This is a genomic window from Haemophilus haemolyticus, from assembly GCF_003351405.1.
Classification (GTDB): domain Bacteria; phylum Pseudomonadota; class Gammaproteobacteria; order Enterobacterales; family Pasteurellaceae; genus Haemophilus; species Haemophilus haemolyticus_N.
In genome coordinates this window covers 1,713,751-1,739,348 of the sequence record NZ_CP031240.1, presented here as the reverse complement: position 1 = coordinate 1,739,348, position 25,598 = coordinate 1,713,751, and the positions used below count along the sequence as shown (strand labels likewise).

The window sequence follows — 25,598 nt, the reverse complement described above, 5'->3', positions numbered from 1 at the left end:
TTTTATCGAGATTCCTTTGATAAAGCTAAACTTTAGAGATTTTATTCATAAATTCCTTTTTGATGCCCCTAATGATTTAGGGGCTTTTTTTATCTATTGTAAATGCGTTGTGTCATTTAGTTTTTCAAGGCTAAAGCCTTTTTCACTGTCATAATACATGATGCTAATAGCAGTATTTAATAAAGATACTGATTTGTCTTTATCTCGGTGATTTTGCCAAGTTGCGCCATTGAGTAAAGCAATCAATAGACGCAAGGTATGGCCATGCGATACCACTAAAATATTCCCTTCTTGATGAACTTTAATAATATCTTGTAAAGCTGCGATGGCTCGTTTGGCTAGTTGTTCATAAGTTTCTCCACCATTCGATTCAGCTTTATAGTTCGTAGGATCATTAATCATTTGTTGGAATTCTGGCAAAGGTCGGATCAGTTCCACATTTGTTCCTTCCCAACTACCAAAATAATGTTCATTTAATCCACGATGTTGGAATAAGGGAATGTCTCGATCGCCAATAATATAATTGGCTGTGTCAATGGTTCGTTGTAAACAGCTCGAATAGGCCGCAATAAAATTGACATTTTGTAAAGCTTGCCCTGTTTTTACCGCACTTTGAATGCCTTCTTCTGTTAATGGAGAATCTCCACTGCCTTGCATTAATCCTTGTTCGTTCCAAACAGTGCGGCCATGACGAATAAAATAAAAAGTCAGTTGTTTTTTCATTTTTAGGAATATTTATTGGTAAGGTTTATATCCTAAGTGAGGAGTGTAATATTAAAAAGGGCGTTTAAAAACGCCCTATGTTTAGTTTTATTAACGAGAGTAATATCCCGCCATTGAGCTATATACCACATTTTCACTTTGCAGCACTTGATATTTCGCGTTCAAAATCGCAAGTTGTGATGATTTTTCAGTATTGGCTGCAACTAACCATTCGCGCAATTCGGACACACCCGCATTATAGCGATTTCGATAATATTGCGTGATACGCTGATTGTAACTGTGGGTTTGCTGTAAATTACTTAATGTGCTTTGCGCTTGGGTAAAGGCAAAGTAGTTGGTATCCACATTATTGAGAGCGGTGGTAATACGTTGTTCATAATTTAAACGTGCGGTTTCATAGTCAGCTTCAGAAATTTTAACGTTCCATTTTACGGTGTTCCAATTTAAGAATGGCAAGCTAATTCCGACTGTGCCAGCAGCCACAGGATTGTGTAACGCCGTGCCAACAGTACTTGCTGTTGAAGATAGACTTCCACCTAAATTAATCTCTGGGAACCAACTTTTTTGAGTTGCTTTGGCATTTTTAAATGCACTACTTAAACGGAATTGTGCTGCTTTTACATCAGGACGATTTGCAATCACAGAGACTGGTACATTCAAATTCACCCCTGCTGTTTTCACATTCATAATATGTGGGAAAGTGATATTTAACGTATCGTTTGGTTTTAGGTTCAGCAGATTGCGTAACGTTTGTTCTGCCGTTTTGCGTTGGGTTTCAAAATTTAATTTATTATTACGCGCCGTTAATACTGCTTGTTGCGCTTGATCTACGCTGACCGCATCAGCCATACCTTGTGCTAAACGCGTTTGCATAATATTACCAATGTTAGTGTAATATTTGATCGTTTCGTTGGTTGTGCTAATTGCATCATTTAAATAAGCAATTTGATAATAAGTTGTTACTACAGAATTGATTAATGATAAACGAGCAGATTCCATGTCTTCTGCGGTTGCTTTGTGCGACCATTCCGCTGCATCAGCGGCATTAGCTAAACGTTGCCAAAGATCTAATGTATAGCTCACATTTAAAGAACCTTTGTGTGAAATGGCAGAGTTTGCACTTGTGTCAACTCGGCGTTGTGCCGCAGATGAAGTTGAACCATTAAATGCAGGCACTAAATTTGCGCCTACTAAATTTGCACTGTAAAGCGCACGGTTTACTGCCACAGCTGCTTTAGCTAAATCTTTGTTGTTTATTAACGCTTGTTCTACGACGCGATTTAATTGCGCATCGTTATACAATGACCACCAATTTTCTTTTACATTATATTGCTTGGTAATTTCTTCATATTGCTTGTAATCTTCAAGGCTAGCTTGATAAGAATCGCCAATATTGGCACATCCCACTAATGTACCAGACATCAACAAAGCAAGCGTGATATTTTTCATTTTAAACATTGAGTTTTCCTTCTTACGAAAATGAGTGGAAAGTGCGGATGATTTTAACCGCACTTTTGTGTTTTACAAAATTATTCCCTTGCGAACCCAATTATAAAACAAACCACTGAACGATTGTTCATGAAAGGCGGCATTGTAATGATTTATTCTATTTTTTGCACGAAAAATCTTACTGTTAAACAAAAATGCTGAAAAAGTCATAAGTTATTAAATAGAAAGTCCGGTTAGTTTGGTGATCAAATTCACAAAGCCTTGCTTTTCGTATAGAATGGCAAAATTATTTTTTCTATTTATGAGAAAGTTATGAGCAATACAGAAATTCTAGAAAGTGCAGAAAATACTCGCACTCACAATTTTATTACCCAAATTATTGATGAAGATTTAGCTTCGGGTAAACATAAAAGCGTTCATACCCGTTTCCCACCAGAGCCGAACGGTTATTTGCATATTGGCCATGCAAAATCGATTTGCTTAAACTTCGGCTTAGCCAAAGAATATCAAGGTTTATGTAACCTACGTTTTGATGATACCAACCCTGTAAAAGAAGACGTGGAATATGTAGATTCCATCAAAGCTGACGTGGAATGGTTAGGTTTCAAATGGGAAGGTGAACCGCGTTATGCATCTGATTACTTCGATGCGCTTTATGGTTATGCGATTGAATTAATTAAAAAAGGCTTGGCTTATGTGGATGAGCTTTCTCCAGAAGAAATGCGTGAATATCGTGGTACCTTAACCGAGCCTGGTAAAAACAGCCCATATCGTGACCGCTCTATTGAAGAAAACTTAGCGTTATTTGAAAAAATGAAGAACGGTGAGTTTGCAGAGGGTAAAGCAAGTTTACGTGCAAAAATTGATATGGCATCGCCATTTATGGTCATGCGTGATCCAGTAATTTATCGCATTAAATTCGCTAGCCATCACCAAACCGGTAACAAATGGTGCATTTACCCAATGTACGATTTTACTCATTGTATCTCTGATGCAATTGAGCGTATTACACACTCTTTATGTACATTAGAGTTCCAAGATAACCGTCGTTTATATGATTGGGTGTTGGAAAATATCAGTATTGAGCGTCCATTACCGCATCAATATGAATTTTCACGTTTAAATTTAGAAGGTACTTTAACCTCTAAACGTAAATTATTAAAATTAGTGAATGACGGAATTGTGGACGGTTGGAATGATCCTCGTATGCCAACGATTTCAGGTTTACGTCGCCGTGGTTATACCCCAGCTTCGTTACGTGAATTCTGTCGTCGTATCGGTGTGACTAAACAAGATAACGTTGTAGAGTATTCTGCACTTGAAGCCTGTATTCGTGAAGATTTAAATGAAAACGCACCACGCGCAATGGCGGTGATTGATCCTGTTCGTGTTGTGATTGAAAACTTTGCAGGCGAAGAAACCTTAACGGCGCCAAATCACCCGAATCGTCCTGAATTAGGTGAACGCCAATTACCATTTACGAAAGAGCTTTATATTGATCGCGCAGATTTCCGTGAAGAAGCAAACAAACAATATAAACGCTTAGTATTGGGTAAAGAAGTACGTTTACGTAATGCTTATGTGATTAAAGCGGAACGTGTAGAAAAAGATGCAAATGGTGAAATCACCACGATCTTCTGTACTTACGATCCTGAAACTTTAGGTAAAAATCCAGCGGATGGTCGTAAAGTGAAAGGTGTCATTCACTGGGTTTCTGCTGCACATAATCATCCAGCTGAATTCCGTTTGTATGATCGCTTATTTACCGTGCCAAATCCAGGTGCTGAAGATGATATTGAAAGCGTGTTAAATCCACATTCTCTCGTAGTAAAACATGGTTTTGTTGAACAAAGCTTGGTTGCTGCAGAAGTAGAGAAAGGTTATCAATTTGAACGTGAAGGTTATTTCTGTGCAGATAGTAAAGATAGCCGTCCTGAACATTTGGTATTTAACTTAACAGTAAGCTTAAAAGAAGGCTTCTAATTTTAATCAACCAAGTGCGGTCAAAATAAATGCGATTTTGACCGCACTTTTTATTTATATCTACCATGCAATCCAGTATGCAACTTAAACCTAATTTTTGGCAAACAAAATCCCTGCTTGAAATGACAGAATCCGAATGGGAAGCCTTATGTGATGGCTGCGGGAAATGCTGTTATCGCAAATATATTCAAGGGCGAGGTAAACGCCAAAAACTTTATTACACCCGAATTGCTTGCAACCTTTTAGATGTGGAAACAGGAAAGTGCGGTAATTATTCAGAGCGTTTTAAAATTGAAACCGATTGCACCAAACTCACTAAAAAGAATTTACCTGATTTTCATTGGTTGCCTGACACTTGTGCCTATCGTTTGCTTTATGAAGGAAAAACACTCCCTGAATGGCATCCACTCATTTCTGGCCATGCTGACTCCTTGAAAAATGCTGATGTTTTAATCAAAAATGGTGTGCATGAACGCGATGTGATTGATTGGTTTGAATTTATTATTGACGAAGATCACACTTTTAAATAAAGCTGGTTGTCATCACTTTCAGCTTGGTTATAATCCCTAACAAGAGTTATACAGTTGTCATGTGGTGTCTATGCAAATCTCGGATTCTCTCAAACAAAAAGCAGAAAAATGCGGTATCGCGCTTTCTCATTATGATATTGATGGACATCTTATTTTTGCAGATGAAAAGACGGTTTCAACTTTTGTTGAGCTTTTGCAGCCTCCGCCAAAAGCGAAAGGACAGTTTGACGATGTACTGGCTGCATTTGAAAATGAACCGATTGATTATCGACTCAATCGTCTAGATTTGCCATCATCTGTGGAATATCGTTATCAGCTGATTGATGAATCTAATGCCATTCTGTTAGAAAAAACACTTTCAAATTTATCCGCTCTTTCCTTGCCTCCACTTCCTTTTGGCTATTACCAATTATCTATTTTTTCTGATACTGAACAGTACGCTGTTCGTTTACTTATTTCTCCTAAAACAGCGTTTCAACCACCCGTATTAAAAAATAAAAAAGTGTGGGGCGTGAATGTGCAACTTTACAGTTTACGCTCAGAACAAAACTGGGGCATTGGCGATTTTGGTGATTTAGCTTATTTGATTGAACAAAGTGCAAAACAAGGTGCAGATTATGTGGGAATTAATCCATTACATTTGCCGTATCCTGCTGTGCCAAACTGGGCCAGTCCTTATAGTTCATCCTCTCGTCGTTGGTTGAATTTTTTATATTTATCTATTCCAGAGTTACCAGAATTTAAGCGTTACCGTTCAGTGCAAAATTGGTTTAAGTGTGAGGATATTCAAGCAAAAATTGCTGCTTTACGTGAAAGTGATTGCGTCGATTATTCTTCAATTTTGGCTTTAAAATTAACCGCACTTGAGTCCCTATTTGATTTCTTTCAACGTAGTCAATCCGCTGAAATTGCGACACGTCGAAAAATCTTTGCCGATTATTTAAAAAACAAAGGTGAACCTTTGTTGTTACAGGGGCTATTTAATGTATTAGATTTACAAGAACACGCCGATCATCAAGCAGAAGAAAATACCATAGGTTGGCTTGGATGGCGTAAGGAATGGCAACATTTAAGTGCGGCAAAAAGAAAAGCCCTATTAAAAACACACCATGAGCAAATCCAATTTTTTGCTTGGTTGCAATGGCTTTCGGAAGAACAGCTTTCCGCATTACAAAATCTTTGTAAACAATCTGGTATGAAGTTGGGTATTTATGGCGATTTAGCGGTGAATAGTTCTCGTGGTAGTGCTGATGTATGGATCGAGCCTGATTTATATTGTGTAAATGCCTCTATTGGCGCGCCACCCGATCCGTTAGGCCCTGTCGGGCAAAATTGGAATTTGCCACCTTATAATCCAACAGTGCTAAAAGCACGTGGCTTTGCACCATTTATCGATATGCTACGTGCCAATATGCAATATTTCGGTGTGCTACGCATCGATCATGTTATGGGCTTATTCCGTTTGTGGTGGATTCCAGAAGGAAAAACCGCGGCTGATGGTGCTTATGTGCATTATCCTTTTGATGAATTAATGGCGATTCTTGCCATTGAAAGTGTGCGCAATGAATGTTTGATTATTGGTGAAGATCTCGGCACTGTGCCTGATGAAGTGCGGTGGAAATTAAACGAGTTTCAAATTTTCTCTTATTTTGTATTGTATTTCGCCCAACGAAATGGCGAATTTCCTCGTATATCTGATTATCCTCGAAATGCTTATGCCACTATTGGCACGCATGATGTTCCCTCATTACAAAGTTTTTGGCATTGCCGTGATTTAGAATTATTTAATCAACTCGGTATTTTGAATGGGGAAGTGCTTAAGCAAAAATACGATCAACGTGTCATGGATAAACAAGACTTATTAAATAGTTTACATCGTGATAATTATTTACCGCCGCATTATGAAGGCGATGCGCTTTCTATGGCGATGCACGATCATTTAAACCGAATGATCCATCATTATTTAGCGGAAAGTAACAGCCGATTGATTGGTGTGCAATTAGAAAATTTACTTAGCCAAGAAATCAGTTTTAATTTGCCGGGCACCTCAAATGAATACCCAAACTGGTGCAAGAAACTTGCTCAACCGTTAGCGTTTATTTTTAGCAATGAAGCTTTAAAAACGTTCTTTGTGCAAATTAACCAAGGGCGAAATGTATAAGGAGTAAATATGACAACCGCAGTAACACAAACAATTATTGATGGTTTTTTTGATGCGAGCAATGGCGATCCTTTTGCTACGCTTGGTATGCATGAAACTGAGCGAGGAATTGAAATCCGTACGTTGTTGCCAGATGCCAATCGAGTGGTGGTGATTGAGCGTGAAAGTGGTAAAGAAATAACGGAACTGGATTGTGTCGATGATCGTGGCTTTTTTGTTGGTGTTATTCCAAATTATCGTCATTTTTTTGCTTATCAATTACAGGTTTTTTGGGGAAATGAATCGCAAATAGTCGAAGATCCTTATCGTTTTCATCCTATGATTGATGATTTAGAACAATGGCTACTTTCTGAAGGTTCTATGCTTCGCCCATATGAAGTGCTTGGTGCGCATTTTATGGAATGTGATGGTGTGAGCGGGGTGAATTTCCGCTTATGGGCACCTAATGCAAGACGAGTTTCTATTGTTGGTGATTTCAACTATTGGGATGGTCGCCGTCATCCTATGCGTTTTCATCTAAAAAGTGGTGTTTGGGAGCTATTTTTACCAAAAGCCAGTTTAGGACAGCTCTATAAGTTTGAATTAATTGATTGTCATGGCAATCTTCGTTTGAAAGCCGATCCCTTTGCCTTTAGTTCGCAACTTCGCCCTGATACAGCATCGCAAGTGAGTGCATTGCCAAATGTGGTGGAAATGACGGAACAACGTCGTCAAGCAAATCAAGCGAATCAACCGATTTCCATTTATGAAGTACATTTAGGATCTTGGCGTCGTAATTTAGAAAATAATTTTTGGCTAGATTACGATCAAATTGCTGATGAATTAATTCCTTATGTAAAAGAGATGGGCTTCACCCATATAGAATTTTTACCGCTTTCTGAATTTCCATTTGATGGTTCTTGGGGCTATCAACCACTAGGGCTTTATTCGCCAACCAGTCGCTTTGGTTCACCTGAGGCATTCCGTCGTTTAGTAAAACGTGCACATGATGCGGGAATTAATGTGATTTTAGATTGGGTACCAGGTCATTTCCCAAGTGATACCCATGGTTTAGTCGCGTTTGATGGCACGGCTTTGTATGAGCATGAAGACCCTCGCGAAGGCTATCATCAAGACTGGAATACCTTGATTTATAACTATGGGCGTAATGAGGTCAAAAATTTCTTATCCAGTAATGCACTGTATTGGCTTGAACGTTTTGGTGTAGATGGTATTCGCGTGGATGCCGTGGCTTCGATGATTTACCGCGATTACAGCCGAGCGGAAGGTGAGTGGATTCCAAACCAATATGGCGGACGTGAAAATTTAGAAGCCATCGAGTTTTTAAAACATACCAACTGGAAAATTCACAGTGAAATGGCGGGGGCAATTTCTATTGCGGAAGAATCTACCTCTTTTGCTGGCGTAACCCACCCAAGCAAAAACGGCGGATTAGGTTTCAATTTCAAATGGAATATGGGCTGGATGAACGATACGCTCGCCTATATGCAGCTTGACCCAATTTACCGCCAATATCATCACAATAAAATGACTTTTGGGATGATGTATCAATACAGCGAAAACTTTGTGCTACCGCTTTCGCATGATGAAGTGGTGCATGGCAAATATTCGCTCCTCGATAAAATGCCGGGAGACGCATGGCAAAAATTTGCGAACTTACGTGCTTACTACGGCTATATGTGGGGGCACCCGGGTAAAAAATTGCTCTTTATGGGCAATGAATTTGCTCAAGGTCGTGAGTGGAATTACGAAGAAAGTTTGGACTGGTTCTTGCTTGATGAAAATATCGGTGGTGGCTGGCATAAAGGCGTTTTGAAATTAGTAAAAGATTTGAATCATATTTACCGAGAAAATTCACCGCTCTTTGAATTGGATTATTCACCTGAAGGCTTTGATTGGCTTGTCGTTGATGATGCGGCAAATTCTGTATTTGCTTTTGAGCGTCGCAGCTCAAATGGTGAGCGCATTATTGTCATCAGTAACTTCACACCTGTGCCTCGCCATAATTACCGTATTGGGGTAAATGTTGCAGGCACTTATGAAGAAATTCTGAATACTGATTCTATGTATTATCAAGGCTCTAACGTGGGCAATTTTGGCTATGTAACAAGTGAAGAAATTGAAAGCCATGGACGAGAAAATTCTATTTCGATTTCTATTCCACCATTGGCGACAGTTTATTTGAAATACAATTTGTAAGATATGTTTACGATTTATAACAACGGCAAACCAGCGCCAATGGGCTATTCAATATTCACCGAGAATGGTGTGAAGGTGACTAATTTTGCATTGTTTTCTGCTGCGGCGAGTGGTGTTGAAGTTTGCCTGTTTAATGGCGATAAGGAAACGCGCTTTCCTATGGTTAGCACAAATAATGTATGGCATTTAGCTGTAGCAGGCGTTGAGGTTGGGACAGAATATGGATTCCGCATTCACGGTGAACATGCTAACCCGAATAAATTAATGCTCGATCCTTATGCAAAAGCGGTGAATGGTAAACCGGATTTAACTACTGAAGAAAGTCGTTCTTGGTTCTTGATGAATGATCATCGCGATAATGCTCATATTGCGCCAAGAGCGGTGATTATTTCTGAAGATTTTGATTGGGAAAATGAAACTGCACCCAATACGCCTTGGGCGGAAACCATTGTGTATGAATTGCACGTTAAAGGTTTTAGCCAACTTAACGACAAGATTCCCGCTGAATTTCGTGGCACCTATGCGGGCTTAAGTCATCCTATCAATTTAGCTTATTTAAAAGAATTAGGCGTGACAGCAGTGGAGTTGCTGCCTGTAAATTTTTATATAAATGAACCGCACTTACAAGCTCGAGGCTTACAAAATTATTGGGGATATAATCCCTTAGCGATGTTTGCAGTGGAACCTAAATATGCGGCAACAAATAATCCATTAGCTGAATTTAAATCGATGGTGAAGGCGTTTCACAAAGCGGGCATTGAAGTTATTTTAGATGTGGTATTTAACCATTCTGCAGAATCAGAGCAAACTTACCCAACATTCTGCCAGCGTGGTATTGATGATCAAACTTACTATTGGCGCAACGAGCAAGGGCGTTATATCAATTGGACAGGCTGCGGCAATATGCTCAATTTATCCTCTGATGTTGGGCGAAAATGGGTTGTAGATTGTTTACGTTATTGGGCTGAACAGTGTCATGTTGATGGTTTTCGATTTGATTTAGCCTCGGTGCTTGGGCGTGATACACCAGATTTTAACTCGTCAGCTCAGCTTTTTACTGACATAAAAAATGAGCCAAGTTTACAAAATATTAAATTGATTGCAGAGCCGTGGGATATAGGACATTACGGCTATCAAGTCGGGAATTTCCCAAATTACTTTGCGGAATGGAATGATCGTTTTCGTGATGATCTTTGCCGTTTTTGGTTATGGAAAAGTGGTGAAATTGGCGCATTTGCAGAACGCTTTGCAGGTTCTAGCGATTTATTTAAGAAAAATGATCGCTTACCACACACAACGCTTAATTTTATTACCGCCCATGATGGTTTCGTCATGCAAGATTTGGTGAGTTATAACCAAAAACATAACGAAGCGAATGGCGAAGAAAATCGTGATGGCCGCAATGAAAATTACAGTTATAACCATGGAGTAGAAGGTTCTACTGAATGCCTTTCTGAACCGCAAAAAAGTGCGGTGGAAAATAATCGCACTTTTGCACAAAGCGGATTATTAATGAGTTTATTACTTGCGAATGGCACGCCTATGCTTTTAGCAGGTGATGAGTTTGGCAACACTCAATATGGTAACAATAATGCCTATTGCCAAGATAACAAGATTACTTGGCTTAAATGGGCAAATTTTAACAAGGAATTATTTGAACTTACCAAGCAAACGATTGCAGCACGTAAGCAAATTGGTAGTTTAAATCGGAATCAATGGTGGTCAGGTAACAATGTGCAATGGCTTAACATTCACGGTAACCAGATGACAGTTGACGATTGGCAAAATCAACAAACCAAAGCATTACAAGTAGTTTTAGATAAGCATTGTCTTTTATTGATTAATGCCAAAGCCGAAGGACAGGTTTTTCACTTACCCGATGGAAAATGGACACCTCAAATCGGCACACATAATTTAACCCTCGATGCACAACAAGCAGAGCTTAGCTCAATGGGCTTTTGTATGCTGAGTGACGAATAACTATAAGACTATGGAGATCCTTATGAAAGCTGTCGACCTTAACAAATATGATTTAGTTAAAAATACTTTGGTGCTTATTCTTGCGGGTGGACGTGGTTCACGCTTGCATGAACTTACCGATAAACGTGCAAAACCCGCCCTTTATTTTGGTGGTAATCGCCGTATTATTGACTTTGCACTTTCTAATTGTATTAACTCTGGTTTGAACCGTATTGGGGTAGTGACTCAATACGCGGCACACTCTTTACTTCGTCATTTGCAAACAGGTTGGTCTTTCTTACCACAAGAAAAAGGGGAGTTTGTTGATATGCTTCCTGCTCGTCAACAAATTGATGATTCAACTTGGTATCGTGGTACGGCGGATGCTGTTTATCAAAATATGGCGATTATTCGTGATCACTATCGCCCTAAATATGTTTTGATCTTGGCGGGTGACCATATTTACAAACAAGACTATAGCGTCATGTTGATGGACCATGTGAACAGTGGTGCAAAATGTACGGTGGGCTGTATTGAAGTACCTCGCTCTGAAGCACATGAATTTGGTGTCATGGCGGTAAACGAAAATTTAAAAGTCAAAGCCTTTGTTGAAAAACCAAAAGATCCACCGGCAATGGTAGGTAAACCTGATATTTCACTCGCATCAATGGGGATTTATGTGTTTGATGCAGATTATCTTTACAAAATGTTGGAGAGAGAGGTCAATACACCACAAACTAGCCACGATTTTGGTAAAGATGTATTACCAAAATGTTTAGCAGAAGAAACCCTTTATGCGCATCCTTTCAGCCGTTCTTGCATGGGACGTAATACTGAAGGTGAAATTTATTGGCGTGATGTGGGTACATTAGATAGCTTCTGGCAATCTAATATCGATTTAGTATCTGAAAATCCACAGCTTGATATTTATGACCAAAGTTGGCCAATTCGCGGTAATCCAATTCAAGCTTACCCGTCAAAATTCTTCTACAAAAATTCAAATGTTCATCCAGTCGATAATTCTTTAATTGGCGGTGGTTGTGTGATTACTGATGCCTCTATCAGTAATTCCGTGCTATTCGATCGCGTTAAAATTGATGCTTTCTCAAAAGTGGATCATTGCGTGGTATTGCCACAAGTTAAAATCGGTAAGAATTGTATATTGAAAAACTGTATTCTAGACCGTGAATGTATCATTCCTGATGGCATGGAAATTGGTGTGAATATGGAAGAAGATAAAAAACGATTCCGTATCAGTTCAACTGGTAAAGTAATTCTAGTTACCCCGAAAATGCTGAAAAAATTAGAAGGGGAAGAAGTTGTATCTGAAGAGCATTTAGATTAATGATGAAAAGTGCGGTGAATTTTGACCGCACTTTATAACCACTCTTTAGCAAAGAGGGGAGTTGATCGAGCATTATTTATGTTTTATAGGGAAAATAAAAATTAAATGAAAGTTTTACATGTTTGCTCAGAATTTTATCCGCTCCTCAAAACAGGCGGTTTAGCCGATGTTTTAGGAGCTTTGCCACAAGCCCAAAATCAAATAGGGCTTGATGCACGCATTTTATTGCCTGCGTATCCAGCGATTTCTGCAGGTATTTCTAATACACAAGTTGTGGCTGAATTTGATAATTTTGCGGGACATGTTGTGTTGCGCTACGGCGAATATAATGGCGTAGGCGTTTATTTAATCGATGCGCCACATTTATATGCGCGTGAGGGTAATCCATATCACGATTGTTACTATAATGATTATGGTGATAACTATAAACGTTTTGCCTTACTTGGTTGGGTTGGTGCTGAATTATCCACTGGTTTAGATAGCTGGTGGCGTGCAGATGTGGTTCATGCTCATGATTGGCATGCAGGTTTATGTGCCGCTTACTTATTTAATAAAGGCCGTCCAGCAAAATCCGTATTTACAATCCATAATTTAGCGTATCAAGGGCAATTCCATTATCAGCATTTATTTGAAATTGGATTGCCAGCAGGCATGTTTAATGTTGATGGTTTAGAGTTATTTGGACAGATTTCCTATTTAAAAGCTGGCTTATTTTACTCCGATGCTAGCACAGCAGTAAGTCCGACGTATGCCAAAGAGATTACAACACCTGAATTTGCCTATGGTTTAGAAGGTTTACTTTCTGGTTTAAAATCTCAAGGGCGTTTAGTGGGGATTCTTAATGGTGTAGATGAAAATATTTGGCATCCAAATGCCGATCAATATATTCAGCATCATTACAAATTGAAACATATGGCGGGTAAAAAACAGAATAAGGCTGAACTGCAAGCTTATTTTAATTTACCGCAAGATGAAAATGCATTGGCATTTGTGATGGTAACCCGCTTAACCGAGCAAAAAGGCGTGGATTTATTGATTGAAAGTGCGGATGAAATTGTAAAACAAAGTGGTCAGATGATGATTTTAGGTTCTGGCGCACCGCACTTTGAAAAAGGTATTCGTGAGCTTGCTGAACGTTATCCACAAAATGTTGCAGTCAAAATTGGTTACGATGAAACACTGTCACATTTATTAGTGGCAGGTGGTGATGTGATTTTAGTGCCAAGCCGTTTTGAGCCTTGTGGCTTAACACAACTTTATGGTTTGCAATATGGCACCCTTCCTCTTGTTCGTAAAACGGGTGGTTTAGCCGATACGGTGGTAGATAGCACACCGGAAAATATTAAAGATCGCACGGCAACTGGTTTTGTGTTTGAGCAAGCGACAGCTGAAGATTTACGCAGAAGCATTCAACAAGCGTTTGATATTTGGCAAAAACCGAGAGTGTGGTCAGCATTGCGAGCGAATGCGATGACACAAGATTTCAGCTGGCGTAAAGCAGCAGAACAATATCGTGCGCTTTATGAACGTTTGTAGTTTTATTTATAAACGTTAAGGGCAACAGTCTGTTTGTAGATTATTGTTGCAAGCTCTGTGATTATGCTTGTTTTTCGACAAGATAAGCATAAAATTTGAACCGAATTTATTAGAGGTATAAAGGTTCTCGGATACAAAGAGCGGTCTATTTCGATTGATTTTTTGAAATGTGCGTGAATTTTTAAATCAACATCTCTTTTATTATAGATAATTTTTTAACATTCAAACCGAGGTTTTACTTATGATGATGGATAATTTTGATTCTCCATTCCTATACAATCGCCCACAAATGACTGTTGAGGCAATCAAAAAATCAATTGTTTATAAGCTTATTTTTTTAATTGGTCGATCACCGCGTGAAGCGAGCCAACGCGATTGGCTTAACGCAACACTCCACGCTGTGCGTGACTTAGTAACAGAGGGTTGGATCACTACTGCGCGTCAAACTCGAGCGGAAGATGCTCGCCGTGTTTACTACCTTTCAATGGAATTCTTAATTGGACGTACCCTTTCTAATGCCATGATAGCAGAAGGTATTTATGGATTAGCACAAGAAGCCTTATCTGAATTAAATGTCGATTTAGAAGAAGTTTTAGAAAAAGAAGTTGATCCTGGCTTGGGTAATGGCGGTTTAGGACGTTTAGCTGCGTGCTTTATGGATTCTATTGCGACCCTTGGTTTACCAGGTATGGGCTACGGTATTCGTTATGAATATGGTATGTTCCGCCAAAAAATCGAAAATGGTCAGCAAGTCGAGCGCCCAGATGCATGGCTTGAAAAAGGTGCACCTTGGGAGTTTATTCGTCCATCTAAACGCTTTACCGTAGAATTTGGTGGAAACATTCATTTCGAAGGCAAAAAATGTATTTGGCAAGATACCGAAAAAGTAACCGCACTTGCTTACGACCAAATGATCCCGGGTTATCAAAACAATTCTGCAGCAACATTACGTTTATGGTCTGCTCATGCAGGTGAAGTATTTAATCTTGCAGACTTTAACCGCGGTGAACACTTAGCAGCATTAGAAGAACACTCTGCAAATAAAAACTTATCTCGCGTGCTTTACCCTGATGATTCTACTTGGAATGGTCGTGAATTGCGTTTACGTCAAGAATATTTCTTAGTATCTGCATCACTTCAAGATATTTTACGCCGTCACAAACGCACCCATGATAGCCTTGAAAACTTGGCGGATAAAGTGGCAATTCATTTAAATGACACACATCCAGCATTAGCAATTCCTGAATTAATGCGTATTTTAGTGGATGATGAAGGTTTTGAATGGAAAAAAGCTTGGGAGATGACGCGTAACATTTTCTCTTACACCTGCCATACTTTGATGTCGGAAGCGTTAGAAACTTGGCCAGTGGAAATGATGGCAAAAATCTTGCCACGTCATTTACAGATGATTTTTGAAATCAATGATCATTTCTTAGAGTATGTTCGTTCTTACGTCACCACGGATAACGATTTTATTCGTCGTGTTTCATTGATTGAAGAAGGTTATCAACGTAAAGTGCGTATGGGATGGCTATCCGTTGTGGGTTCACACAAAATCAACGGGGTTGCCGAAATTCATTCCGATTTAATGGTGACTTCAACCTTTGCAGATTTCGCTCGTATTTTCCCAGAACGCTTTACCAATGTGACAAACGGTATTACCCCTCGTCGTTGGTTAGCCGTTGCGAATCCACAATTGGCAGACTTATTCGATAAATATATTGGTTCAGAATGGCGTTGTGATTTAAGTCAAATCGAAAAACTTAAACCATTTACGCAAGAAAAAGCATTTAAAGAAGCGATTGCGGATATTAAATTTGCGAACAAAGTGAAATTGGCGGAATACGTGAAATCCGAATTAGGTGTTGAACTTGATCCACATGCGTTATTTGATGTTCAAGTCAAACGTATTCACGAATATAAACGTCAAATGTTGAACGTATTGCATATTATTGCTCGCTATAATGAAATGCTTGCTCATCCTGAACAAGATTGGCAACCGCGCGTATTTATTTTAGCTGGTAAAGCGGCTTCAGCTTATTATGCGGCGAAACAAACCATTCACTTAATCAATGATGTGGCGAATGTAATCAATAATGATGAGCGTTTGAAAGGCCGTTTAAAAGTTGTATTTATTCCAAATTACAGCGTAAGCCTTGCCCAGTTAATTATTCCAGCAGCGGATATTTCAGAGCAAATTTCACTTGCAGGCACAGAGGCTTCTGGCACCAGTAATATGAAGTTTGCCTTAAATGGCGCATTGACACTGGGTACACTTGACGGTGCGAACGTGGAGATTTTGGAAAACGTGGGGGAAGATAACATCTTTATTTTCGGTAACACTGTGGAACAAGTTGAGCAACTTCGTCGTGAAGGGTATCGATCATTTGAATACTATCAAAATGATACTCAATTACGCACAGTCGTGGATCAAATTATTGAGGGTAAATTCTCACCAGAAGAGCCTCAACGTTATCATCAACTATTACAAGGGTTGCAATACCACGATTATTATCAAGCTTTCGCTGATTTCCGTAGTTATGTAGAAACTCAAAAAGCCGTAGATGAAAAATACAAACAACGCGACCAATGGATTGAAAGCACTATTCAAAATATCGTGAATATGGGCTTCTTCTCATCTGACCGCACGATTAAAGAGTACGCAGAGAGAATTTGGAAAGTTGAGCCTGTTCAATTAGGTGATTAATTTTATATTAATAGCCAATAAATAAATTATCTGCATCAAGCCCGAGTTTGATGCAGATTTTTGGAGCGTTAGTTACAGATAAAATTATATAAATTTTTAAGCCAGAATCAGTATGAATAGGCAGTATTTCATAGGCGTTATTTATCAATTTTTTAGATATAGTTTTTAATTAGATTTGGGGCTGTACTAGATAACGACTAAAAATCCCATTTAGGTTAGAATAAACCAATGAGAAAAAGTCGCTTAAGTCAGCATAAACAAAATAAACTCATTGAACTGTTTGTCGCAGGTGTCACAGCAAGAACAGCCAGTGAATTGGTTAATGTAAACAAAAATACAGCCGCTTATTACTTTCATCGATTACGCTTACTCATCTATCAAACAAGCCCACATTTGGAAATGTTTGAAGGAGAGATTGAAGCCGATGAAAGCTATTTCGGCGGTACTCGAAAAGGCAAACGTGGTCGCGGTGCCGTGGGAAAAGTCGCAGTATTCGGGCTTCTCAAACGAAATGGCAAGGTTTATACCGTCGTTGTCCCTAATGCGCAATCAGCGACATTATTGCCAATTATCCGAGAGAAAGTTAAGCCTGACAGCATTGTGTATACGGATACCTTTCGTAGTTATGATGTGCTTGATGTCAGTGAATTTAGCCATTTTCGCATCAATCACAGCACGCATTTTACTGAAAACCACAACCACATAAACGGAATTGAGAATTTTTGGAATCAAGCAAAACGCCATTTACGCAAGTTTAATGGCATTCCCAAAGAGCATTTTGAGCTATATTTAAAGGAATGTGAATGGCGTTTTAACAACAGTGAAATAAAATCTCAAATATCCATTTTAAAACAATTAGTTAAGGGTAGTTTGGTCTAGTTATCTAGTACAACCCCTTAGATTTAATTTACTTATATATAAAAGTTTTATAGAATCCTGGCTAGGATAATTTTTATCCTAAATTTATTGATTTAAAATTTAATCAACTTGAGGATCATTCAGATGAAAAAATATTTTCTCTTAACTGCATTAACTTCTTCTTTGGTTTTAGCCGGTTGTGCAAATGTTTCTTCCGAAGACTTAGGCGCTGACGTCTATGACACAACTCAATTAAATACTAAGCAAGAAACTAAAACTGTCACGATCTTATCTGTGTTGCCAGCTAAAGTACTTGTTGATAATAAAGAAAATAAACAAATGGCTCAGGCTGCTGGTGCGATCTTAGGTGGTATTACTGGGGCTGTGCTAGGTTATCAACATAGTAATCTTGCTGCAGCAGCAGCAGGTACTGCTGGAGCTACGGGTGGAGTTATTGCTGGTTCTATGGTTAAAGATAAAGTTCAAGTTGAGGGTGTTAGTTTAACTTATAAACAAGGTTCTAAGGTATATACTTCAACCCAAGCTGGTCGTAAATGTCAATTTAAACCTGGTTTAGCTGTGGTTATTACAACTAAAGCAAATGAAACTCGTATTCAACCAAATTCAGAATGTCCAGCTAAAAAATAATTAGGTGGTTAAACAATGAAAAAAAGTTTAATTATTCTTTTAACAGGCTGTGCTGTTGTTTCTCCTGCATTTGCAGATTTAGGATCTGATATTAGTGCTGTGGCAGCGGCAGAAAGTAGTGGTCAGCAAGCTGAGGCAAGAGCAGCGGCAAAAGCTCGTGCAGCCGCTCAAGCAGCAGCAAAAGCGCGTGCAGCAGCTCAAGCAGAAATTCGTCGTAAACAAGAAGCTATTGAACAACGTGAATATGACAATCAAATGGCTGATAAAAAACGTGATCAATCTTATGAAGATGAATTGCGTCAGCTTGAGATTGAAGAGCGTAAGTTGGAATTAGCTCGTAAAAAAGCTCGTGTAAATCGTGAAAATGATTTTATTGAGCAAGAATTAAAAAGAGAATCAGCCAAAACTGATGTTATCCAGTCTGGAGCAGATTCAGCGCGTAACCTTTCAAGTGGAAGTAAAACTCTGATGGAAAAAGAAGGGGAAGCTAAGGTCAAAAAAGAATCTGGTTTCTTTAAATAGACTTCTTTAATCCAAAGTTTTTTTAAAGGCCTCTCAGCAAAAGTTGAGAGGCCTTTTCTATATAATATTATTACTTATAGGATATATAGATTTATTATTTTTGATTTTTTAACAGGAAATTATAAATAGAGAATTTTTCGTGATCCCTATCACAATATCTTGTAAAACCACTTAAAAACGTTACCTATTTTTATTCAATCAATGATACAGTTGTATCCGTTTGACTTTTTGTCATTTTAACGATGAATAGGCGAAGGTTTGTTCATTAATCTCATCAACCCAATCATCAATCAGAGGGAAACAGTATGTTAATTGGTGTACCTAGAGAGCTGCTTGAGAATGAGAGCCGTGTGGCGGCAACGCCGAAAACGGTTCAGCAAATATTGAAATTGGGCTTTGACGTGATCGTGGAACACGATGCAGGTTTTAAAGCTAGTTTTGAAGATCAAGCATTTTTAGAGGCAGGCGCGAAGATCGGTACGTCGGCTGAAATTTGGCAATCGGATATTATCTTCAAAGTAAATGCACCGACAGATGAAGAAATTGCTCAAATGAAGGAAGGAGCAACGCTTGTAAGCTTTATTTGGCGTATGCAAAATCCTGAGTTAATGAAAAAACTCACCGCGAAGAAAATTAATGTGTTAGCCATGGATGCGGTGCCTCGTATTTCTCGTGCGCAAGCATTGGATGCGCTTTCTTCTATGGCGAATATTTCTGGTTATCGTGCTGTCATTGAAGCTGCACATGAATTCGGTAGCTTCTTTACCGGGCAAATTACTGCAGCAGGTAAAGTTCCACCAGCAAAAGTGTTGGTGATTGGTGCTGGTGTGGCTGGTTTAGCGGCAATTGGTGCGGCAAATAGCCTTGGAGCGATTGTTCGTGCTTTTGACTCTCGTCCTGAAGTGAAAGAGCAAGTTCAAAGTATGGGCGCAAGCTTCTTAGAAATTGATTTTAAAGAAGAAGGCGGCAGTGGTGATGGTTATGCGAAAGTGATGTCGGAAGAATTTAACCGTCGTGCGATGGAGCTTTACGCAGAACAAGCTAAAGAAGTCGATATTATTATTACTACGGCAGCTATTCCGGGTAAACCAGCGCCTCGTTTAATCACTAAAGAAATGGTGGATTCAATGAAACCAGGTTCGGTGATTGTGGATTTAGCAGCTGCAACTGGCGGTAACTGTGAATATACGCAAGCAGGGAAAGTTGTTACAACTGAAAACCAAGTGAAAGTGATTGGTTATACAGATTTTCCAAGCCGTTTACCAACGCAATCTTCCCAACTGTACGGCACAAACTTAGTCAATTTATTAAAACTTTTGTGCAAAGAGAAAGATGGCAATATCAATATTGATTTTGAAGATGTGGTTCTTCGTGGTGTAACAGTTGTTCGTGATGGGGAAGAAATTCCACCAGCACAAATTCAAGTGTCTGCACAACCAAAACAAGAAGCCAAAGCTGCACCGGTGGCAGAGAAAAAAGAATCTAAACCAACAGATCCTCGTGTGAAATACAGTGTGATGGCTGGTGTTGGTGTGTTATTCCTTTGGTTAGCTTCTGTTGCACCTGCAGCATTTTTATCACATTTCACTGTATTTGTTTTAGCTTGTGTGGTGGGTTATTACGTGGTTTGGAATGTTAGCCATGCACTTCACACACCATTAATGGCAGTAACAAATGCAATTTCAGGCATTATTATTGTAGGCGCGTTATTACAAATTCGTCAGCCAACAGGCAATCTATTTATCGATGCCTTAGCTTTTGTGGCGATTTTGGTGGCAAGCATCAATATTTTTGGTGGTTTCCGTGTCACACAACGTATGTTAGCAATGTTTAGAAAAGGTTAAGGAGCGCACAATGTCTGAAGGTTTAGTACAGGCTGCGTATATTTTAGCAGCATTACTTTTCATTATGAGCTTGGCAGGACTTTCTAAACATGAAACTGCTAAAGCAGGTTGTTGGTTCGGTATTGTTGGTATGACCATTGCCCTTATCGCAACCATTTTTGGACCTCATTCTGAAGGAACATTTTGGATCATTATTGCGATGATCATCGGTGGTGCAATCGGTGTTCAACGTGCATTAAAAGTAGAAATGACTGAAATGCCAGAACTTGTGGCGATTCTTCATAGTTTCGTTGGTTTAGCGGCTGTACTCGTAGGCTTTAATAGCTATGGTTTACACCACGAGGCGTTAATGCCAGAAGGATTAGATGCAGCAGCACAAGCCGCATTTGTAGCTGAACAAGCGGTATTAACAAATATTCATAATGTTGAAGTATTTTTAGGTATTTTTATCGGTGCAGTAACTTTCACTGGTTCTGTTGTTGCATTTGGTAAATTAAGCGGAAAAATTAATTCAAAAGCATTAATGTTGCCGCATCGCCATAAATTAAATTTAGCTGCACTTGTGGTATCTGCATTATTGATGGTTGCATTCTTAAATAATCCAGAAAGCATTTTCCCTGTGTTATTAATGACAGCGATTGCGCTTGCATTTGGATGGCACTTAGTGGCATCAATCGGTGGGGCAGATATGCCAGTTGTGGTATCAATGCTTAACTCTTATTCAGGTTGGGCAGCGGCGGCGGCAGGTTTTATGTTGAATAATGACTTGCTTATCGTAACTGGTGCGCTTGTTGGTTCTTCTGGTGCAATTCTTTCTTACATCATGTGTAAAGCGATGAACCGTTCATTTGTGAGCGTAATTGCGGGTGGTTTTGGTAACGATGTTCAAGTTTCTTCAAGTGAAGAACAAGGCGAACACCGTGAAACTACAGCGGAAGAAGTGGCTGAATTGTTGAAAAATGCAAGTTCTGTGATTATCACTCCAGGATATGGTATGGCTGTTGCACAAGCACAATATCCAGTCGCTGATATTACGGCAAAATTGCGTGAACGTGGTGTGAACGTTCGTTTTGGTATTCACCCTGTTGCAGGACGTTTACCTGGCCATATGAACGTGCTTTTAGCCGAAGCGAAAGTGCCTTACGATGTCGTACTTGAAATGGATGAAATCAACGACGATTTCGCTGATACAGATGTGGTATTGGTTATCGGTGCGAACGATACGGTAAACCCAGCTGCGATGGAAGATCCAAATAGCCCAATCGCGGGAATGCCTGTGCTGGAAGTATGGAAAGCGCAAAATGTGATTGTGTTCAAACGTTCAATGGCAGTGGGTTATGCTGGCGTACAAAATCCATTATTCTTCAAAGAGAATACGCAAATGCTCTTTGGTGATGCAAAAGATCGTGTTGAAGATATCTTAAAAGCATTATAAAAACACGCATAAAAATAACCGCACTTGGAGTTACCTAAGTGCGGTATTTTTTTATGGCGTTTAGTGACTATCTTCAGGATTTTCCAAAATTTCTGAACACAAGCCTAAGCCAGATAAAAATTCAATAAATGCCCGCACTTTTATTGGTAAATGTCTTCTGTTTGGATAGACTACATGAATTTCTAATTTTTGTTGTTTATATTCTGGTAATATTTCAATCAGTTCACCTTTTTCGAGAGATTGACCAATAATAAATCTCGGTAAATTCACAATACCTAGTCCTGCTTTTGCCATTTCTAATAAGGCTAAACCACTATTGCTCACAACCTTTGATTGGATTTTGAAGCGCTGTGTTTGATTTATGCGTGAGCCAACCCAATTCACTTGATTCATTACATTTTTATAAAGTAAGCCATTGTGATGTTCTAAATCATCAGGCGTTTGTGGAATACCATTCGCTTCAAGATAACTTGGTGATGCCACAAAGTGTAGCGTATTTGTACTGATTTTGCGTGATACAAGAGAACTGTCCGCTATATGGCCGATACGTAATGCAAGATCATAGCCTTCTGCCACAAGGTCAATTTTTTTATCATTAAACTCAATTTCAACATGTAGATTAGGATGTTCGGCAATAAACAGTGGTAAATTCGGTACGATAAAAAGCAAGCCAAAATCACGAGGAACAGAAATAAGTAAATTTCCTTGTAATGAGCTAGTGAGGTGAGTGATGCTAGAGTCTGCTTCATCTAAATCAAGCAAAATTCCTTGGCAGCGTTGGTAATACATCATCCCCGCCTCAGTAGGCATAATTTTTCTAGTGGTACGTTGTAACAAGCGTGTTTTTAAATGTTCTTCTAACTGTGAAACTAATTTGCTTGCCATCGCCACAGAAATATTTTGTTGCTTTGCTGCCAATGTAAAACTTTGGGTTTCAATGACTTTGCAGAAAATAGAAATCGCGTTGAGTTTATCCATTTATAGACCTTTTTTGAAAAAATGCTTGATTTTGCCTACATAACTTTGCACTATACCCCCAATTTTACAAAATTCTAGTGATATTAGGTAATCAAATGAGTAAATCCTTGGTGATTGTGGAGTCGCCGGCAAAAGCAAAGACTATCAATAAATATTTAGGTAGCCAATATGTGGTGAAATCTAGTGTTGGACATATTCGTGATTTGCCGACGGTTGGTTCTAGTACAGGTGAAAAAGCTAAACCAATTTCAACCAAAGGTATGGATGCCGAAGAAAAAGAAAAAATTAAGGCAGAGAAGGAACGTAATGCCTTAGTTAAACGTATGGGGATTGATCCTTATCACGATTGGAAAGCAAATTATCAGATTCTGCCTGGTAAAGAAAAAGTGGTTTCCGAATTAAAGTCGCTTGCTAAAAAAGCAGATCACATTTATCTCGCAACCGACTTGGATAGAGAAGGGGAAGCGATTGCATGGCATTTACGCGAGGTGATTGGTGGCGATGATGATCGCTTTAGTCGTGTAGTGTTTAACGAAATCACTAAAAATGCCATTAAACAGGCTTTTGAAAAGCCTGAACAATTAAATATGGATCGTGTTAATGCACAACAAACTCGTCGCTTTTTAGATAGAGTAGTGGGCTTTATGGTATCTCCGTTACTTTGGAAAAAAGTAGCACGAGGGCTTTCTGCCGGTCGAGTTCAATCGGTTGCGGTTAAATTATTAGTCGAACGCGAGCGTGAAATTAAAGCCTTCCAGCCTGAAGAATATTGGGAAGTTGCCGTCCTTACGAATAATCAGAATAAACAAACTATACGCTTGGATGTCACGGATTATAAAGGCAAGAAATTTGATCCAAAAAATCAAAAAGAAGCACAAAGTGCGGTAGATTTTCTTAATGTTTCCGATTACGTTGTCACAGATTTAGAAACTAAGCCAACAAGTTCTCGCCCTCGTGCACCATTTATTACATCAACGCTTCAACAAACTGCAAGTACTCGCTTGGGATTTGGCGTTAAAAAAACAATGATGCTAGCCCAACGTTTATATGAAGCGGGTTACATTACTTATATGCGTACGGATTCAACCAATTTGAGTCAAGATGCGCTGAATATGGCACGTAGCTATATTGAAAATCATTTTGGTGCACAATATTTACCAGAAAAACCAAATTTCTATTCTAGTAAAGAAAATGCGCAAGAGGCGCATGAGGCTATTCGTCCATCAGACATTCTAGCATTGCCAGAATCTTTAGAGGGGATGGAAAAAGATGCGGTACGTCTTTATGATTTAATTTGGCGTCAATTCTTAGCATGTCAAATGCCGCCTGCACAATATGATAGCAGTACATTGACTGTGTCAGCTGGCGATTATACCTTGAAAGCAAAAGGCCGAATTTTACGTTTTGATGGTTGGACAAAGGTATTGCCACAGATAGGCAAGAATCCTGAAGATCAAGAATTGCCTTTAGTTGCTGTTTCAGAAAAACTTGCTTTAAAAGAAGTGCAGCCCACTCAACATTTTACTAAACCACCCGCTCGTTTTACTGAAGCGGCTTTAGTAAAAGAATTGGAAAAACGTGGTATTGGCCGACCTTCCACTTATGCGGCAATTATTTCCACCATTCAAGAACGTGGTTATGTTCGTACTGAAAATCGTCGTTTCTATGCAGAAAAGATGGGCGAAATTGTAACTGATCGCCTCAATGAGTCTTTTGGTGAATTGATGAATTACGATTTCACTGCGAATATGGAAGATACCTTAGATAAAATTGCCTCTGGTTCGGTGAATTGGAAAACTGAATTGAATCAATTCTTTAAGGATTTTTCTAGTCAGCTTTCTAAAGCTGAATTGGATGAACTTGAAGGCGGTATGCGCCCAAATAGCCTTGTGGAAACCGATATTAAATGCCCAACCTGTGGCAGAAATATGGCAATTCGTACGGCAAGTACAGGGGTATTTTTAGGATGTACAGGTTATGCATTGCCGCCAAAAGAACGGTGCAAAACAACGATTAATTTAATTCCTGAAGCGGAATTATTGAATGTTTTAGATGAATCTTCAGAAACCAAAGCATTAATGGATCGTAAACGTTGTACAAAATGTGGAACGGCAATGGACAGCTATGTAATCGATGCCCATCGTAAAATCCATATTTGCGGTAATAATCCAAATTGTGATGGATATTTAATTGAAGAAGGCTCATTCAAAATTAAAGGTTATGATGGCCCTGTTGTTGAGTGTGATAAATGCGGTGCTGATATGCATTTAAAACTTGGTCGTTTTGGCAAGTATATGGGATGTACAAATTGTGATAACACGCGCAAAATTTTGAAAAATGGCGAAGTCGCCCCACCGAAAGAAGAGCCAGTACATTTTCCTGAGTTAAAATGTGAAAAATCTGATGCATATTTTGTATTGCGTGATGGTGCGAGTGGTGTATTTATGTCAGCACATAACTTCCCGAAATCCCGCGAAACACGCCCAGTTAAAATCGCTGAACTTGTGCAATATCGCGAGCGTTTACCTGAGAAATTGGCTTATTTAGCCGATGCACCACAAAAAGACCCAGAAGGGAATGAAGCGATTGTTCGTTTTAGTCGTAAAGAGAAGAAACAATATGTGACTTCTGAAAAAGATGGAAAAGCGACGAAATGGATTGTTGATTTCACCAATGGAAAATGGGTTGAACGGAAAAAATAAGAAGAAAAGTGCGGTAAAA

General features: G+C 39.1%; 17 protein-coding genes. 14 read left to right on the top strand and 3 right to left on the bottom strand.

The features are described 5' to 3' along the window. Positions 1–93: 93 nt before the first annotated feature. Both DV427_RS08600 and tdeA read right to left on the bottom strand, forming a co-directional pair. Positions 94–723 carry a histidine phosphatase family protein gene (locus DV427_RS08600; RefSeq protein ID WP_114892036.1) on the bottom strand — a complete coding sequence of 210 codons (630 nt, stop codon included), beginning with the start codon at positions 721–723 and terminating at the stop codon, positions 94–96. A 90-nt stretch (positions 724–813) separates the two neighbouring features. Further along, a complete protein-coding gene (gene tdeA / locus DV427_RS08595; protein ID WP_114892035.1) occupies positions 814–2,181 on the bottom strand; it encodes a toxin/drug exporter TdeA in 1,368 nt (455 codons plus the stop codon). A gap of 303 nt (positions 2,182–2,484) precedes the next feature. On the opposite strand from tdeA, the gene glnS reads away from it, so the two are divergent. The 13 genes from glnS to pntB all read left to right on the top strand — a co-directional run bounded on the left by glnS (position 2,485) and on the right by pntB (position 21,899). Beyond that, entirely contained in the window at positions 2,485–4,155 is a 1,671-nt protein-coding gene (gene glnS / locus DV427_RS08590; protein ID WP_114892034.1) for a glutamine--tRNA ligase, read from the top strand. 77 nt (positions 4,156–4,232) lie between these two features. Next, a complete protein-coding gene (locus DV427_RS08585) occupies positions 4,233–4,685 on the top strand; it encodes a YcgN family cysteine cluster protein (RefSeq protein ID WP_162790298.1) in 453 nt (150 codons plus the stop codon). A 70-nt stretch (positions 4,686–4,755) separates the two neighbouring features. After that, positions 4,756–6,846 (top strand): 4-alpha-glucanotransferase, encoded by a 2,091-nt coding sequence (malQ, locus tag DV427_RS08580; protein WP_162790297.1) that lies wholly within the window; start codon positions 4,756–4,758, stop codon positions 6,844–6,846. 9 nt (positions 6,847–6,855) lie between these two features. Then, positions 6,856–9,045: a 1,4-alpha-glucan branching protein GlgB gene (glgB, locus tag DV427_RS08575; RefSeq protein ID WP_114892031.1), complete on the top strand. Its 2,190-nt coding sequence runs from the start codon at positions 6,856–6,858 to the stop codon at positions 9,043–9,045. A 3-nt stretch (positions 9,046–9,048) separates the two neighbouring features. Further along, complete coding sequence (glgX, locus tag DV427_RS08570; protein ID WP_114892030.1) at positions 9,049–11,025, top strand: glycogen debranching protein GlgX; 1,977 nt, start codon at positions 9,049–9,051, stop codon at positions 11,023–11,025. Positions 11,026–11,047: 22 nt separating this feature from the next. Further along, a complete protein-coding gene (gene glgC, locus DV427_RS08565) occupies positions 11,048–12,349 on the top strand; it encodes a glucose-1-phosphate adenylyltransferase (protein WP_162790296.1) in 1,302 nt (433 codons plus the stop codon). 105 nt (positions 12,350–12,454) lie between these two features. Beyond that, positions 12,455–13,885, top strand: coding sequence for a glycogen synthase GlgA (glgA, locus tag DV427_RS08560; protein WP_114892028.1), 1,431 nt, complete (start codon positions 12,455–12,457; stop codon positions 13,883–13,885). Positions 13,886–14,126: 241 nt separating this feature from the next. After that, positions 14,127–16,592 (top strand): glycogen/starch/alpha-glucan phosphorylase, encoded by a 2,466-nt coding sequence (locus DV427_RS08555; RefSeq protein WP_114892027.1) that lies wholly within the window; start codon positions 14,127–14,129, stop codon positions 16,590–16,592. Positions 16,593–16,820: 228 nt separating this feature from the next. Further along, positions 16,821–17,471: an IS1595 family transposase gene (locus DV427_RS08550; protein WP_114892026.1), complete on the top strand. Its 651-nt coding sequence runs from the start codon at positions 16,821–16,823 to the stop codon at positions 17,469–17,471. 123 nt (positions 17,472–17,594) lie between these two features. Continuing rightward, positions 17,595–18,098, top strand: coding sequence for an outer membrane lipoprotein (locus DV427_RS08545; RefSeq protein WP_114892025.1), 504 nt, complete (start codon positions 17,595–17,597; stop codon positions 18,096–18,098). Positions 18,099–18,113: 15 nt separating this feature from the next. Continuing rightward, positions 18,114–18,620: a DUF5384 family protein gene (locus DV427_RS08540; RefSeq protein ID WP_114892024.1), complete on the top strand. Its 507-nt coding sequence runs from the start codon at positions 18,114–18,116 to the stop codon at positions 18,618–18,620. Between the two features lie 305 nt (positions 18,621–18,925). Further along, complete coding sequence (pntA, locus tag DV427_RS08535) at positions 18,926–20,464, top strand: Re/Si-specific NAD(P)(+) transhydrogenase subunit alpha (protein WP_114892023.1); 1,539 nt, start codon at positions 18,926–18,928, stop codon at positions 20,462–20,464. Between the two features lie 10 nt (positions 20,465–20,474). Next, entirely contained in the window at positions 20,475–21,899 is a 1,425-nt protein-coding gene (gene pntB / locus DV427_RS08530) for a Re/Si-specific NAD(P)(+) transhydrogenase subunit beta (protein ID WP_005637794.1), read from the top strand. Positions 21,900–21,959: 60 nt separating this feature from the next. On the opposite strand, the gene DV427_RS08525 is transcribed toward pntB, so the two are convergent. Next, complete coding sequence (locus DV427_RS08525; RefSeq protein WP_114892022.1) at positions 21,960–22,877, bottom strand: LysR family transcriptional regulator; 918 nt, start codon at positions 22,875–22,877, stop codon at positions 21,960–21,962. Between the two features lie 95 nt (positions 22,878–22,972). Here DV427_RS08525 and topA point away from each other — a divergent pair, with 95 nt between their 5' ends. Continuing rightward, positions 22,973–25,579, top strand: a complete 2,607-nt coding sequence (topA, locus tag DV427_RS08520) for a type I DNA topoisomerase (RefSeq protein WP_114892021.1) — start codon at positions 22,973–22,975, stop codon at positions 25,577–25,579. The last annotated feature ends 19 nt before the right edge of the window (positions 25,580–25,598 follow it).